The organism is Christiangramia pacifica (assembly GCF_057221535.1).
This window is the reverse complement of sequence record NZ_CM170146.1, coordinates 670222-685636: the sequence shown is the minus strand read 5'-3', so window position 1 is coordinate 685636 and position 15415 is coordinate 670222. Positions and strand designations below refer to the sequence as shown.

At 37.6% G+C, this 15415-nt stretch carries 14 protein-coding genes; 9 read left to right on the top strand and 5 right to left on the bottom strand.

The features are described from left to right. Window positions 1–6: 6 nt before the first annotated feature. A complete protein-coding gene (gene panC, locus AC2S94_RS03235; RefSeq protein ID WP_484630074.1) occupies window positions 7–858 on the bottom strand; it encodes a pantoate--beta-alanine ligase in 852 nt (283 codons plus the stop codon). Window positions 859–968: 110 nt separating this feature from the next. On the opposite strand from panC, the gene AC2S94_RS03230 reads away from it, so the two are divergent. From AC2S94_RS03230 to AC2S94_RS03210, 5 genes are all read left to right on the top strand, one after another. After that, window positions 969–1781 (top strand): glycogen/starch synthase, encoded by an 813-nt coding sequence (locus AC2S94_RS03230; RefSeq protein WP_484630073.1) that lies wholly within the window; start codon window positions 969–971, stop codon window positions 1779–1781. A gap of 15 nt (window positions 1782–1796) precedes the next feature. Beyond that, the gene (gene bamH, locus AC2S94_RS03225) at window positions 1797–3380 is read left to right on the top strand and encodes a BamH family beta-barrel-assembly machinery protein (RefSeq protein WP_484630072.1); all 1584 of its coding nucleotides are present in this window, start codon (window positions 1797–1799) and stop codon (window positions 3378–3380) included. Window positions 3381–3388: 8 nt separating this feature from the next. Then, entirely contained in the window at window positions 3389–5236 is a 1848-nt protein-coding gene (glmS, locus tag AC2S94_RS03220) for a glutamine--fructose-6-phosphate transaminase (isomerizing) (protein ID WP_484630071.1), read from the top strand. A 270-nt stretch (window positions 5237–5506) separates the two neighbouring features. Next, complete coding sequence (gene atpD, locus AC2S94_RS03215; RefSeq protein WP_484630070.1) at window positions 5507–7018, top strand: F0F1 ATP synthase subunit beta; 1512 nt, start codon at window positions 5507–5509, stop codon at window positions 7016–7018. Between the two features lie 10 nt (window positions 7019–7028). After that, window positions 7029–7325 carry a FoF1 ATP synthase subunit delta/epsilon gene (locus AC2S94_RS03210; protein WP_484630069.1) on the top strand — a complete coding sequence of 99 codons (297 nt, stop codon included), beginning with the start codon at window positions 7029–7031 and terminating at the stop codon, window positions 7323–7325. A 57-nt stretch (window positions 7326–7382) separates the two neighbouring features. On the opposite strand, the gene AC2S94_RS03205 is transcribed toward AC2S94_RS03210, so the two are convergent. From AC2S94_RS03205 to AC2S94_RS03190, 4 genes are all read right to left on the bottom strand, one after another. Continuing rightward, a complete protein-coding gene (locus AC2S94_RS03205) occupies window positions 7383–9149 on the bottom strand; it encodes a M61 family metallopeptidase (RefSeq protein WP_484630068.1) in 1767 nt (588 codons plus the stop codon). A 63-nt stretch (window positions 9150–9212) separates the two neighbouring features. Then, window positions 9213–9416 (bottom strand): helix-turn-helix domain-containing protein, encoded by a 204-nt coding sequence (locus AC2S94_RS03200; protein ID WP_484630067.1) that lies wholly within the window; start codon window positions 9414–9416, stop codon window positions 9213–9215. Window positions 9417–9418: 2 nt separating this feature from the next. Next, entirely contained in the window at window positions 9419–9880 is a 462-nt protein-coding gene (locus AC2S94_RS03195; RefSeq protein WP_484630066.1) for a DUF2975 domain-containing protein, read from the bottom strand. Window positions 9881–10002: 122 nt separating this feature from the next. Continuing rightward, on the bottom strand, window positions 10003–10524 hold the full coding sequence (locus AC2S94_RS03190; RefSeq protein WP_484630065.1) for a DUF2975 domain-containing protein: 522 nt from the start codon (window positions 10522–10524) through the stop codon (window positions 10003–10005). 244 nt (window positions 10525–10768) lie between these two features. Between AC2S94_RS03190 and AC2S94_RS03185 the strand changes: the two genes are divergently transcribed. Genes AC2S94_RS03185 through AC2S94_RS03170 form a run of 4 tightly spaced genes read left to right on the top strand, consistent with a single transcriptional unit; the run spans window position 10769 to window position 15409 of the window. Beyond that, window positions 10769–13123: a putative monovalent cation/H+ antiporter subunit A gene (locus AC2S94_RS03185; protein ID WP_484630064.1), complete on the top strand. Its 2355-nt coding sequence runs from the start codon at window positions 10769–10771 to the stop codon at window positions 13121–13123. A gap of 3 nt (window positions 13124–13126) precedes the next feature. Then, window positions 13127–13543, top strand: a complete 417-nt coding sequence (locus tag AC2S94_RS03180; protein WP_484630063.1) for an MnhB domain-containing protein — start codon at window positions 13127–13129, stop codon at window positions 13541–13543. A 1-nt stretch (window position 13544) separates the two neighbouring features. Further along, the gene (locus AC2S94_RS03175) at window positions 13545–13898 is read left to right on the top strand and encodes a Na+/H+ antiporter subunit C (RefSeq protein ID WP_484630062.1); all 354 of its coding nucleotides are present in this window, start codon (window positions 13545–13547) and stop codon (window positions 13896–13898) included. Continuing rightward, on the top strand, window positions 13895–15409 hold the full coding sequence (locus AC2S94_RS03170; protein WP_484630061.1) for a proton-conducting transporter transmembrane domain-containing protein: 1515 nt from the start codon (window positions 13895–13897) through the stop codon (window positions 15407–15409). The genes AC2S94_RS03175 and AC2S94_RS03170 overlap by 4 nt, the downstream gene beginning before the upstream one ends. Window positions 15410–15415: the final 6 nt, after the last annotated feature.

Below are 15415 nucleotides of genomic sequence, written 5' to 3'. Positions count from 1 at the left end.
CTAAAATTAGTTGTCCAGGGCAATATTGTCTATCAGTCTAATGTCATCTGCATAGGCTGCAATAAAGGCTCTGTATTGTTTTCCTTTTTCTTTTTTTTCAATTTTTTTCAGTGTCATCGAATCGGCAATTTCGAAATATTCCAATTTTAAAAATCGGTTATTCTGAAACTGATCTTCTACCCAATTCGTGACATAATCTGCACTTTCTGTGCCAAATAGCTGATTGGCATCTTTCAGAGTTTCATAGATAAAAGCTGCTTCCTTGCGATTCTGGCTACTTAGACGCTCATTTCTGGAAGACCTTGCAAGACCAGAATCTTCTCTTAAAATAGGGCAACCGATGATTTCCACCGGAAGGCCTGTTTTTTCAGTTAGCTTTCTAATGATCTGAAGTTGCTGATAATCTTTTTCTCCAAAAAACGCTTTGTCTGGAGTTATGGTTTCAAAAAGCCGTTTTACCACCGTACCTACACCGTCAAAATGTCCGGTTCTGAATTCACCTTCCATAACAGATTCCAATCCTTCAAAATCAAAGGTTTGGGAAGAAATATTATTATCGTAAAGTTCGTTGGCAGTGGGAGTAAAAACCCAGATATCGGCTAATTCACTTCTAAGGAGTTCGAGATCTTTCTCCAGATTTCTAGGATACTTTTCCAGGTCATCAGGATTATCAAACTGAGTAGGATTTACAAAAATACTTACCACAACCTGATCTGAATCTTTCAGGGCGTTTTTTACCAAAGAGAGATGACCTTCGTGAAGAGCTCCCATCGTAGGAACTAATCCGATGCTTTTTCCTTCAGATTTAATCTTCTGAATAGCCTGTATAAGTGGTTGTTTCTCCCTAAAAACCTGCATTTTATTATAAAATTAACAGCGTGCAAACTTAAGATATCTCTGGCAATCTGCATAAATTTTTGTAATTTTGCGTGTTTTTTATTCGGAAACGTAACTAAAGTAAAGAATTTATGAAAGATAAGAGAGTGTTATACGTCTCGTCTGAAGTTATACCCTACTTACCTGAAACTGATATCTCCTCAACCTCTTTTGAAGCTGCAAAAATGGTGAATAACCTTGGAGGTCAAATCAGGATATTTATGCCAAGGTTCGGTAATATCAATGAACGCAGGCATCAATTACATGAAGTGATCCGATTATCAGGAATGAACCTTGTGATTAATGATCTGGATATGCCGCTTATTATCAAAGTAGCCTCTATTCCAAAAGAGAGAATGCAGGTTTATTTCATAGATAATGAAGATTATTTTAAAAGAAAGGCAACCTTAACTGATGAGGACGGAAATCTCTTTTCAGATAATGATGAAAGAGCCATTTTCTTTGCCAAAGGAGTTATTGAAACTGTAAAGAAATTAAACTGGTCACCGGATATTATTCATGTTCATGGCTGGCTGGCATCCCTTCTTCCGCTTTACCTAAGAAATTATTACGGTAATGAGCCTCTTTTCAAAGATTCAAAAATTGTTACCTCAGTTTACAATCAAAGTTTCGATGAAACGTTAGATGATGAGTTGAGAGAAAAGATTTTGTTTGACGGATTAGAGAATTCTAACGTGAAGCATTTGAAAACTCCAAACTTTGTAAACCTGATCAAGACTGCAGTGGATAATTCTGATGCGGTAGTGATTGGCGGAGATAATGTTCCGGAAGATTTGAAAAAATATATAGATAAACTGAATAAACCAGTTCTTCCTTACACGGAAAAAGAAAATTTCTCTCACGCCTACCAGGAATTTTACGACACGAAAGTATTGTCTGAATAGTAAGAAAAGTATTAAATGAGATTGAATAAAATTTATAAAATAACAGCTGTGATGGCTGTTGTTTTCGCTTTTATAGGATGTGATGAAGATTTCACGAATATTGGGGGCGAGATCATCAACAATCCTTCAAATGTTGAGCTAAGGCAGGTTGAAGTAAATGCGTACTCTCAAAAGCTGAATGCAGTTCAAACGAACGGTCTTAGCGGTTATTTTCTGGGAAGTATAAATCATCCTACCTATGGTGAAAGCACGGCAAGTATCCTAACTCAGCTGAGTCTTTCTAATGACGATCCAGATTTTGGTGAGAATGTGACGCTTGATAGTGTTGTAATGACTATTCCATATTTTTCTACGGAAGTGGAGTCTCAAACAAATGAATCTGAAACTGAATACGTATTAGATTCGGTTTATGGAGAAGGCTCTTTCAATCTGAAAATCTATGAAACAGCATTTTTCCTGAACAATCTTGATCCGGATGCTGAATTTGGACAGCGTCAGAAATATTATTCAGATCAGCAAGATATCATCGAGCAGAACATTATTGGAGAGCCACTATATACGAAGGATAATTTCGAGCCATCAGCAGAATCTTTTGTGACTTACGAACTTGATAGTGATGGTGAAAATGATACGATTACCAATGCACCTGCTTTCAGGATTCATTTACCAACAGATTATTTCAAGGAAAAATTTGTTGATAAACTAGGTTCAGTAGAATTAACTGATAATAATAATTTCCAGGAATACTTTAGAAGTTTGTTTTTCAAGGCAGAATCGAATGGAACTGATCGTCAGATCTTATTTGATCTATCCAATTCTAATGCAAAGATCATGTTGTATTATACTTCTGATCAGGATGATGGAGATGGAGGAACTGAACGAGGCAGAGGAATTTATGCTATTGAAATCGCAGGCAATAACAGAATTAATACCTATACTGGGGAATTCCCATCAGATGTATTATCTGAAATAAATGAACAATCTTCAGAAACGGGAGCAGAAAATCTATACCTAAGATCTCAGGAAGGAAGTATGGCTGTTATTGAACTTTTTCCGGATGAAGATGTTCTAGAAGATCTTAGAGAAGAAGAATTATTAATAAACGAGGCTGATCTTACTTTCCACGTTAGAGAAGATCTGGCGGGTGAATCCCTACAGCCAAGAAGGCTCTACCTGTATGATTTGGAGAATAATACCATCATTTCAGATTATGGGCTGGATCTTACGTTGAGTAATTCAGACCCGGAAAATTCTTTAACTACCTTTTCCCAACCATTAAAGGTAGGGGAAGATGGTAGCGGTTCGTTTTATAAATTAAGAATCACTAATCATGTGAGTAACTTGATTAATAATGAGGACGCTGAAAATGTGAAACTTGGTTTGGTAATCGTTTCCAATATAAATTCAGTGGCAGTTAGAAATAATCAAGGCGGTGTAGTGGGAGTAGATAACGCAGCAGTGAAAAATGATTCTGACGTAGTTAATCGGATTCCTACAACATCTATATTGTCCCCTTATGGCACGATATTGCATGGAAGTAATTCTGCCGATGAAGAAAAGAAATTAAAATTAAATATTTATTATACCAACTTTAATTAGTAGAAAAAATGTGTGGAATTGTTGGATATATAGGGCATAGAGAAGCCTATCCTATAGTATTAAAAGGATTACAGCGATTAGAATATAGAGGTTATGATAGTGCAGGTATTGCATTATATGATGGGAATGAGCTGAAAATGAGTAAAACCAAGGGAAAGGTCGCAGATCTTAAAACCCGCCTGGAGGATGAAATCTCTACTAATGGTACAGTTGGTATTGGTCATACAAGATGGGCAACTCACGGTGAGCCGAATGATGTGAATTCTCACCCGCATTACTCAAATTCTGGCGATCTTGTAATCATTCACAACGGAATTATTGAGAATTATGACGCTCTTAAAAAGGAACTGAAGAAGAGAGGTTATACCTTTAAAAGTGACACCGATACAGAAGTTTTAGTGAACCTGATTGAAGATGTTATAAAGCAAGAAGGTGTTAAGCTGGGTAAAGCTGTTCAAATTGCATTAAACCAGACAATTGGTGCTTATGCGATTGCTGTTTTCAATAAATCGAAGCCGGACGAAATTGTAGTGGCTAGATTAGGTAGTCCTTTAGCTATTGGTGTTGGTGAAGATGAGTTTTTTGTCGCTTCAGACGCATCTCCATTTATTGAATTCACTAACAATGCAATTTATCTTGAAGACGGTGAAATGGCTGTTATCAGGAGAGGTAAAGAAGTGAAGATCAGAAAAATCAAGGATGATTCATTAGTTGATCCGTATGTTCAGGAACTTCAAATGAACCTTGAGCAGATCGAAAAAGGTGGTTATGAGCATTTCATGCTGAAAGAAATTCATGAGCAGCCGAGCGCCATTAGTGATACTTATCGAGGTAGAATGCTCGTAGATCAGGGTATCATTCGTATGGCGGGTGTAGATGATAATATGGAGCGTATTGCTAATGCAAAGCGAATTATTATTGTTGCCTGTGGTACTTCATGGCATGCTGGTCTTGTAGCTGAATATATTTTTGAAGATATTGCCAGAATTCCTGTGGAAGTTGAATATGCTTCGGAATTTAGATACAGAAATCCTGTAATTTCTGAAAACGACGTGGTGATCGCTATTTCACAAAGTGGTGAAACTGCAGATACCATGGCAGCGATCAAGCTTGCTAAAGAAAAAGGTGCTTTTGCTTTTGGAGTTTGTAACGTTGTTGGTTCTTCTATTTCCAGAGAGACACACGCTGGAGCTTATACACACGCCGGTCCTGAGATCGGGGTTGCTTCAACAAAAGCATTTACAACTCAAATTACTGTATTGACATTGATGGCTCTTAAACTTGGTAAGTTTAAAGGGACGATCTCTCATACAGATTTTCAGTTCCACTTACAGGAGCTTGAAAGAATTCCTGAAAAAGTAAAAGAGGCTTTAAAATCTGATGAACTAATCCAGGAAATAGCTGATAAATATAAGGATGCACCGAATTGCCTTTATTTAGGTAGAGGTTATAACTTTCCTGTGGCATTGGAAGGAGCATTGAAATTAAAAGAAATTTCCTATATCCATGCTGAAGGATATCCTGCAGCTGAAATGAAACACGGGCCAATTGCACTTATTGATGAGCAAATGCCTGTGGTGGTGATCGCAACTAAGAAAGGGCACTACGAAAAAGTAGTAAGTAATATTCAGGAGATTAAGTCCAGAAAAGGAAAGATCATCGGGATCGTTACTAAAGGTGATGAAGAAGTAAGAGATCTTGCAGATTACGTGATCGAAGTTCCTGAAACAATGGAGTCACTTACTCCGCTTCTTACTACTATTCCACTTCAATTGCTATCATATCACATCGCGGTATTGTTAGGTAAGAATGTGGATCAGCCTAGAAACCTTGCAAAATCAGTAACCGTAGAATAAATATTTTACAATAAATTATATGAAAGCTCTGTAGATTCATCTACGGAGCTTTTTTTATTTGAATCGGTTTAAACTAAACTGAATTGTTTCTTTTAAATCAGTTTATTAGCTGTTTTGCCAAACATTGAAAACTTCTCAAAATTTCAATATGATTTTTGCCAGAAAAATTTATCTTTGCAGCCTGAAAATGACCTGTTTCGTGTTTATACTTTTTTTAATCAGGGAATTAGGTTTTTGAATTTTACTATTAAAAATTAAAGAATTAGATAAATGTCTAAAGTCACAGGTAAAGTTGCCCAGATTATTGGTCCTGTAGTTGACGTAGCGTTCGACTCAGAAAATGCTGAACTACCAAAGATCTATGATTCTTTGGAAATCACCAGAAAAGATGGTTCTACTTTAGTTCTAGAGGTACAGTCTCATATTGGTGAAAATATTGTGAGAACTGTTTCTATGGACTCAACCGACGGTCTTAGCCGTGGTGTTGAAGTACTTTCTACCGGAAATCCAATCCAAATGCCAGTTGGTAAAGATGTTTACGGACGTCTTTTCAATGTTATTGGAGATGCTATCGATGGTCTTGGAAACTTACCAAAAGAAGGTGCTGACGGTCTTCCAATTCACCGTGAGGCTCCTAAATTTGAAGATTTATCTGTGTCTACAGAAGTTCTGTTTACTGGTATAAAAGTAATTGACCTTATTGAGCCTTATTCTAAAGGTGGTAAGATTGGTCTTTTTGGAGGTGCAGGAGTTGGTAAAACAGTACTTATTCAGGAATTGATTAATAACATCGCCAAAGGTCACGGTGGACTTTCAGTATTTGCTGGAGTTGGTGAGCGTACTCGTGAGGGGAATGACCTTCTTAGAGAGATGTTAGAATCTGGAATTATAAAATACGGTGATGATTTCATGCATTCTATGGAAGAAGGTGGATGGGATCTTCAAAAGGTAGATAAAGAAGTAATGAAGGAGTCTAAAGCTACCTTCGTTTTTGGACAGATGAACGAGCCACCTGGAGCACGTGCGCGTGTGGCCCTTTCTGGACTTACGATTGCGGAATATTTCCGTGATGGAGCTGGAGATGGTCAGGGGAAAGACGTTCTTTTCTTCGTAGATAATATTTTCCGTTTTACACAGGCTGGTTCTGAGGTGTCTGCACTTCTTGGACGTATGCCATCAGCGGTAGGATATCAGCCAACGCTTGCAACCGAGATGGGTGCAATGCAGGAACGTATCACTTCTACCAAAAATGGATCTATTACATCTGTACAGGCGGTTTACGTACCAGCAGATGACCTTACTGACCCGGCGCCGGCGACAACTTTCGCCCACCTGGATGCAACAACTGTACTTTCACGTAAAATTGCCGAGCTAGGTATTTATCCTGCGGTAGATCCTCTAGATTCAACATCTAGAATTCTTACTGCTGATATTCTTGGAAAAGAGCATTATGATTGTGCACAAAGAGTAAAAGAGCTTTTACAGAGATATAAAGAACTTCAGGATATTATTGCCATCCTTGGTATGGAAGAACTTTCTGAAGAAGATAAACTTGCTGTTTCTCGTGCAAGACGTGTTCAGCGTTTCTTATCTCAGCCGTTCCACGTAGCAGAGCAGTTTACTGGTCTTAAGGGAACACTTGTAGATATTAAAGACACGATCAAAGGTTTCAATATGATCATGGACGGAGAACTTGATAAGTATCCTGAAGCTGCCTTCAACCTTAAAGGAACCATTGAGGAAGCGATCGAAGCTGGAGAAAAAATGCTTGCTGAAAACTAAAATAAGTTAGATGTATTTAGAGATAGTAACTCCGGAAGCTGTAGTATTTAGAGCGGAAGTAGATGCGGTAAAAGTACCGGGTAACGATGGTGAATTTCAAATGTTGAATAATCACGCGCCTATAGTTTCTACTTTAACTGAAGGTGAAGTTAAGATCAATCTTAAAGCCGGAAGTCAGAATGAGGTTAAAAGAAAAGATCAGTCTGCATTTAGATCTGAATCTTCTGAGCCTAACGTACTTTATTACACTATTAAAGGAGGAGTTCTTGAAATGAAGGATAACAAAGCTATTATTTTAGCTGATTAACTTTCAGAACATATATTATTAAAAAAGGCCTTTCAATCGAAAGGCCTTTTTGTTTGACTATTTTGACCGCAGCCAGGATTCTCTATTTTTCAAGGCTTCTTTTGAAGCATTATCATCGAGACTTATGGTGTATGTAGGGTCACTTTCCAAAGTAACTGTTGTAGATCTCTCCTGATCCAGTCTCAGGTATCCTACAGTAATTTCTTTAGAAGCTTGCTGAACTATTTCATTTAGCTGATCTTCGGAATCAATTTTAGTCCCATTAATAGAAGTAATGACGTCACCTGAAGCTAAACCTGCCTTATAAGCTGCAGATGTATTAAATAGGTTTCTATCTATTCTAAGGCCATTCTCTTCTTCGCTGACAGAAACTCCAAGATCATTTTCTTCTGAACGTTCCAATTTAATGCCTACAGTTTGGAATAAGTTGTTGTAATCAGGCATTTTGCTGCTATAGATATAATTCTTAAAAAAGTCAGCTCCAAACTGTTCTCCCGCATATTCTTTTAAAGTTGATTCAATATCTTCAATTTTATATGCAACTTCATTTTTTCCATATTTCTTCCACATCAATTGCATAAAATCATCCAGGTTCAGGTCATTTTCTCTCAGTGAAAGGTCTAATGCGAGGCCCAGAATACTTCCGTAAGAATAATAAGAGATGAATGTATTCTCCCGATTTGTAGGATCAACAGAGGTTGCTGCGTCTACAAATGGCGCCTGATAACTCATTTCAATCGGATTGAAATATTCTAGCCCGGGAGAATTCCAGACATAATTAAAAGTTCCATTCAGGCTTCTTATATACTCTTCCGGAGTTCTAACATTCGCTCTACAAAGCATTAATCCAGTATAATAACTGGTGAAACCTTCAGCAAACCATAGAGAACCGGTCATGTTTGCTTCGGTAAAATCAAAAGGCTCCAGTTCAGCAGGTCTGACACGTTCCACATTCCAGGCATGAAAAAATTCATGGGCAACAGTTCCTATATTTCCTTTCATTCCGCCTTCAGCCAGCGCATCTGTATCTGTTAGGATCGTACTGTTGCGATGTTCCATTCCGTCGCCGGAAACATTTGGCATATAGCAGGCTAGAAAAGTATATTTGTCATAATCAAATTCTGGCAATTCACTATAAACTGCCTTTTCCTGTTTTACGATTCTTTCAACCTGGTCAAAATATTCCGTAAACTCCTCTTCTGTACCTTGATGATGTAATGCAAATTGAATTTCCTGTCCGTCAAGCTCGAAACTTTTCATACTGAAATTGCTAATTTCCGTAGGACTATCCATAAAATAATATAGATCGGGTGCGGTGTAAATATTGCCGGATTTATGCTTAAGCTGAGTAGCTATTTTCCAGTCCAGATCTTCTCTCACTTCAAATTTAACTTCAATGGGGCGATGCTGAAATTCTTCAGCATACATAAATGTCGCCGGAATATTTAAGTGCGCGTGAGTTTCATCTATTTGAGAATAGGTTCCGTCACCCCTGTTGGCAAATAAAATATATTCAATGTTCACCGTTCCGTCGTGATCACTCACCTGCCAGGAATAAGGATCTTTTCTCTCAATTTTCAGTTTTTCACCCTTGCTGTTAGTAGCTTTGAAACCATATACGTTCTTCACAAACTCATGCAAAGCATATCTTCCTGGTGAAGTTCTGCTCATTCTTATGTTCACCGTGCTGGTTTTAATATCTGGAAAACTCGCGGTTATTTTTGCTTCATGATGAACCGCATTTTCAAAGGAAATATCATAACTATTGGTTTGTGCTTTTCCGATAAAACTTAAAAAAAGAAAAGCAATTAGGATTCTGCGCATAATTGATTTTTGAGATTTGCTCTAAAGTAAAAATTTTATCTGATGGAAAGGGGAAAGAATCTATTAAGGTTTGTATTCCAAAATATCTCCCGGCTGGCAATCTAATGCTTCACATATGGCTTCAAGAGTTGAAAATCGAACCGCTTTTGCCTTGCCGGTTTTAAGAATAGATAAATTTGCGGTGGTGATCCCGATGATCTCTGCCAATTCATTGCTTTTCATATCGCGTTCTTCAAGCATTCGGTCAAGATTAATGACTATAGGCATACCTAAATTGTTAGATCGTTTTCAGTTTTTAAAGTGTTTCCTTCCTTAAAAACTTCAGAAAGGATAAAAGCAAAAAGTGCAAATCCTAGGTAATTAAAAGAAATTGAAAATCGACTCAGACTATAATTTCCAAACTGCAAATAGGTGATTGTGGTAACTAGGGTTAAGATTATACAATAAAAACCGATCTTTCTAAATGCTTGTTCATTAGTATTTTCAAAAGTTTTCAATCTTTTTACGGATTTCAGCACGTTTTCAAATTCTCCGACACCTAGATAAACAAGGGTTAAAATCCCTATGAATTGAAAATAGGTGAAAATAACTGAACTGGTATTCCAATCACTAAGATTCAATTTATCAAGGTCAACAGCTGTTTCCCCTGCTAAATCTTGAAATTCGATTTTTAGACTGGATGAGCTTTCAGGTACGGTGATCTTGAAATCGCTGTAAGCCGAAGAATCCATGAGAAACTGAATTGAAAACATGGTGCTTGCTAAAACAGTAATTAATAAGATTACTCGAGTTATTGAACACAAACCTGAAGCGATACTTAAAAGCGTATTTTTATTCATGAGGTAATTATGAATTAAACGGTTAATTCGTTTTCTGCTTGTAGGCGCGCGCTATTTTTAAATATTTTACTCAGATAGATCAGGAAAAGACCAATCGTAATTACCAGGAATGGATTTCCAAGGTCATTTTCAAAAGAGACACTAACCTCCAGTCTATTGTCAAAAACAATGGTTAGTATAAATTCAGTTATAATTTGAAGTATTACGACTCCTATGATCAATTTACCAGCCAGATTCAATCCTGAAATTTGTAATTTACTGTAGAGTCTTTCTTTCTCCAGGTCTTTAATTAGTTTTCTAATAATATAGACGACGAAAAAAATAATGATGGTGTAGATCATTTCTAAACTGAAAAATAAAACACCCTCTTTTGCAGATCTCTCTGAAGTCACAATATCAATATACTTTAGAGAGCTTAGTTTTGCACTTCCTTCAAATAAGAAATATATAAACGCCAGACCGGTCAAAACTAATTTGAGAAGAATGTAATAATAAACTATGGTAATTATGTTTTTCAGAAATTTCGGTGGCTTCATAAAATTATTGTTTTACGATAACAAACCTACACTTAATTATCGTAAAACAATAAAAAAATTGAAAATCTTTTTCTTTTATTCAGACTTTTCAGGAATTCTCATGTTATTCTTTTAAATTTTTCAGTGATATATTGAATTATTAATAAATGTTTAGATCACTTTTATTCTATTGTATTAACTGAATCGCAGCAAGTAATTCTTCAATAATAACTATTATATTTGCCCAAAACAGATTTTACTAAGCATGCTTACCGCAATTCTTACAGGTTTTTTATTCTCTATTTTTCTCGTTTTCGCGGGGAAATTTTTTAAAGGTAAGCTGTCAATCCTTGCATCATTAGTTCCTTTGGGACTTTTTGTTTATTTCACTCAATTCATTTCTCGCATTTCAAATGGAGAGGTGATTATGAGATCTTACGAATGGATTCCATCCTTCGGAGTTGATCTTGGATTTAAGCTTGACGGCCTGTCATTGCTGTTTTCCCTGATGATCACCGGAATTGGATTCCTGGTTTTTGCCTATACTTCCTCCTACCTGAAAGGTCACGGATATCTTGATAGATTTTATGGTTATCTAGGATCATTTATGGGAGCCATGCTGGGATTAGTGCTTTCAGATAACATGATCACCTTGTTCGTTTTCTGGGAGTTGACTAGTATTTCATCTTTCTTCTTGATCGGATTTAATAATACGAATCCGGCCTCGAGAAAGTCGGCTATGACCGCGCTTGGAATTACCGGTATTGGTGGATTGTTTCTCTTAGCCGGAGCATTGCTGCTTAACAATATTACCGGAACCTACAGCATTTCAGAAATGCTCACTATGAGTGAGGCTATAAGAGGAAACGAATTGTATTTTCTTGCGGTATTGTTCATATTCGGTGCTGCATTTACAAAATCAGCCCAGTTCCCGTTTCATTTCTGGCTACCAGGAGCGATGAAGGCTCCAACGCCGGTTTCAACTTACCTGCATTCTGCAACGATGGTAAAAGCCGGTGTATATCTTCTAATGCGTTTTACTCCGGTACTTGGAGGTGAAGAAATTTGGAATACCACACTTATCCTGGTCGGAGGATTTACTATGCTGTATTCTGCAATCCATACACTTTTCAGAACCGACTTAAAAGGAGTTCTGGCGTATTCCACGATTTCAGCATTAGGTATTCTTGTTTTTCTAACCGGACTTGGTACTCAGGAGGCATTTCTTGCAGCGGCCGTTTTTATAATCGTTCATGCGCTATATAAAGCCACTCTTTTCCTGGTTACTGGAATTATAGATCATCAAACACATACACGGGATATCACCAGGCTTTCCGGACTCAATAAAATTATGCTTCCGGTTGGTATTGCCGGAATTTTGGCAGCGATTTCTAGCGCAGGTATTCCTCCAACTATTGGATTTGTTGGAAAGGAATTGACATACGAGGCTTCCTATCATGCTGAAAATCTTGTCATCTTCCTGATGATCGCGATAGTGCTTACCAAGATCTTGCTTCTTTATGCCGGATTTGTGGCTGGAATCAAACCTTTCACAGGTAAGTTGCCCGAAGAACATGCAAATGTGAAAATGCCAGGATTTGTTATGTGGGGACCGCCTTTATTGCTTGCAAGTTTGGGAGTTATATTTGGTGTTGCTCCATTCATAATAGAATCTGCTTTGATCAAACCTGTGGTAGAAGCCATGGGAGCCGATGCTTCTGAAATTCATCTGGCGTTATGGCACGGTTTTAACCTGATCTTTATTCTAAGTTTGATAACGATCGGAGTCGGAACTGCATTATATTTTATAATAAAACCTTCGAAAAAACTTGAAAACGGAATTGCTAGACTGGATTTCATTGCTCCGGAAACTATTCTGAATAAATTCAATAAATTATTTGTCGTGATTTCTAATTTCTGGACTAATTTCTTTCAGAATGGTTACCTGAGAAATTATATTTCGATCATCATTCTTTTCCTTGTTGTGTTAGTTGGGTATATCATGATTGGAAATACACGATTTGCGATTGACTATAATTCACTTTCCAAGATCACGGTTTATGAAATTACCACCACATTAATTCTGATCGCCGGAATATTTTATACTGTGTTTACGCAATCCAGGCTGGCGGCAGTCGCGGCTATGGGAGTAGTAGGACTTTCCATCTGTCTGATCTTCGTTTTTTATAGTGCGCCAGATCTTGCGATGACGCAGTTTTCGATCGACACCCTTACGGTGATCCTTTTTGTACTGGTTCTTTATAAACTTCCAAAATACCTGAAACTTTCAGATTATAAGACCAGATTGAGAGATGGTATTCTGTCAACCATTTTTGGATTGATCATTACCACCCTGGCATTAGAAGTATTATCTGAACCGGTAAGTAAGGAGGTTGGTGACTTTTATGCTGCAAACTCTTATATTGAGGCTCATGGAAAGAACGTGGTGAATGTGATCCTGGTAGACTTCAGGGGAGCAGACACATTGATTGAGATTTCGGTATTATCGATCGCGGCAGTTGGTGTATTCGGTTTGATGAAATTAAGACTTAAGATGAAAGATAGAAGAAGGTATGCAGATCAAAGTCTTAATATCGAAAATGATAAAAAGAAAAAATAAAGCATGCGAACTACCATAATTTTAAAAACAGCTTCAAACTACCTATTACCGGTATTGTTGGTGTTTTCTATTTTTATTCTTCTTCGCGGGCACTATCTGCCTGGAGGTGGATTTGTAGGTGGTTTAATTGCTTCAATTGCATTTATCCTGCATTCGTTTGCGAACGGATTGAATAAAACAAAGGAACTTTTGATCATGCATCCGGGCTTTTTATTACCTGTGGGACTTGCCATTTCATTTTTAAGTGGTTTTGCACCCGTTGCTTTGTTCGATTTGCCTTTTATGACTGGGCTATGGTCGCACGAGGCTGTAGCGATCTTAGGTTATGTGGGATCAGCATTATTTTTTGATATAGGTGTTTACCTCGTAGTGAACGGGGTGACCTTAACCATAATTTTTACAATTTCAGAATCGGCCTGATATGGAGATCCTTTTAGCATTAATGGTAGGAATTTTATATGGAACGGGTATCTATATGATGCTTCGCCGAAGCATGGTAAAATTGATCATCGGGATTATCCTATTGGGGAACGGTGCTAACCTTCTCATATTTTTATTGGGGAGAATTACAAAAGGTGCACCACCTATAATTCCGGGTGATGCAAAAGTTTTTGCTGAAGCCTTTGCAGATCCAGTTCCGCAGGCCCTAATTCTTACAGCAATCGTTATTAGTTTTGGTCTTCAGTCTTTTGCGATCGTATTGGTCAAAAGAGCCCATACTGTGGTTAGAACTGATGATCTTGATGAAATGAACGCAACCGACGAAGATTCATGAGCGAACAATTAATATTATATCCATTATTTCTTCAGATGGCCATCAGTATCATACTGATGTTCGGCTGGTCTAAAATCAGGTTTCAGAAGATTTTTAGTGTCATTGGAAGCGTGCTTAGTCTGGGACTTGCTATCTGGGTTTTTACATTTATCTGGAATAACGGAACACAGACTGTACAGGCGGGAAATTGGGAAGCACCTTTCGGGATCACATTTGTGGCCGATATGCTTTCAGCGACATTGGTATTGTTAACAGCCATTTCAGGACTTGCCGTCTCCATTTTTTCAGGTGCATCTGTTTTGAAAGACAGGCTTAGATTTGGCTATTTTCCCATATATCATTTTCTATTACTTGGGCTGAATGGAGCGTTTTTAACCGGTGATATCTTCAATCTATATGTCTGGTTCGAGATCATCATTATCAGTTCCTTTGTATTGATTACTATTGGAGGAGAAAAAGCACAGCTGGAAGGAGCAGTAAAATATTTTACGCTGAATATTCTTGCATCCATGATATTTCTTACAGCCATTGCTGTTCTTTACGGAATCACTGGAAGTTTAAATATGGCTGATCTTGCCGGGCAGATCGCAATGGTAGAAAACCGCGGACTCGTTCAAATCACTGCATTATTGTTTTTAATAGGCTTCGGAATTAAAGCTGGTGTATTCCCGCTTTATTTCTGGTTACCTGCATCTTATCATACTCCTCCTTTTGCTGTTTCGGCAATTTTCGGAGGATTGCTTACCAAGGTTGGAGTTTATGCGTTGATCAGGGTATTTACTTTGATATTCGTGGATGATCCGTTCCTGAATAATATTATCATGATCATTGCCATTCTTACACTGGTAAGTGGAGGAATTGGCGCATTGGTTCAGAATAACATGAGAAAGGTATTTTCTTATCTAATCATTTGTCATATTGGATATATGATCGCCGGGCTTGGGATGTTTACAGAAATTGCCATTGCCGGTGCTATTTTCTATCTTATCCATGACATTATCGTGAAGACAAACCTGTTTATGCTTAGCGGGGTAGTATATAGAATCAAAGGAACTAATAGCATGCGTGACCTTGGAGGGATTTATGCAAATTGGCCTAAGATCAGTTTACTGTTGTTCATTCCATTGTTTTCATTGGTTGGTATTCCGCCGCTTTCAGGTTTTTGGCCGAAGATAAACCTGATAAAAGCAGGTTTTACAAATGAATCTTATATTACTGTTGGAGCGATCATTTTTGCGAGTTTCATTACTCTGGTGATCATCGCGAAATTATGGGCAGAAGTTTTCTGGAAAGAAGATAAAGAACTTCCATTGAGAAGCAACTTTGGCTATTTTTCAAAAATGACCAAAGCGAAGAGAATGCAATTCATCGTTCCTGTGGCTTTATTGAGTATTGTATCTTTGTACATAGGTTTTGGTGCAGAACATATTCAGGAATTATCAGCAAGGATTGCAGATGAGCTGGTGAATAGTCAGGGATATATTGATGCGGTATTAAAATCGAAGAATTAAGGAATA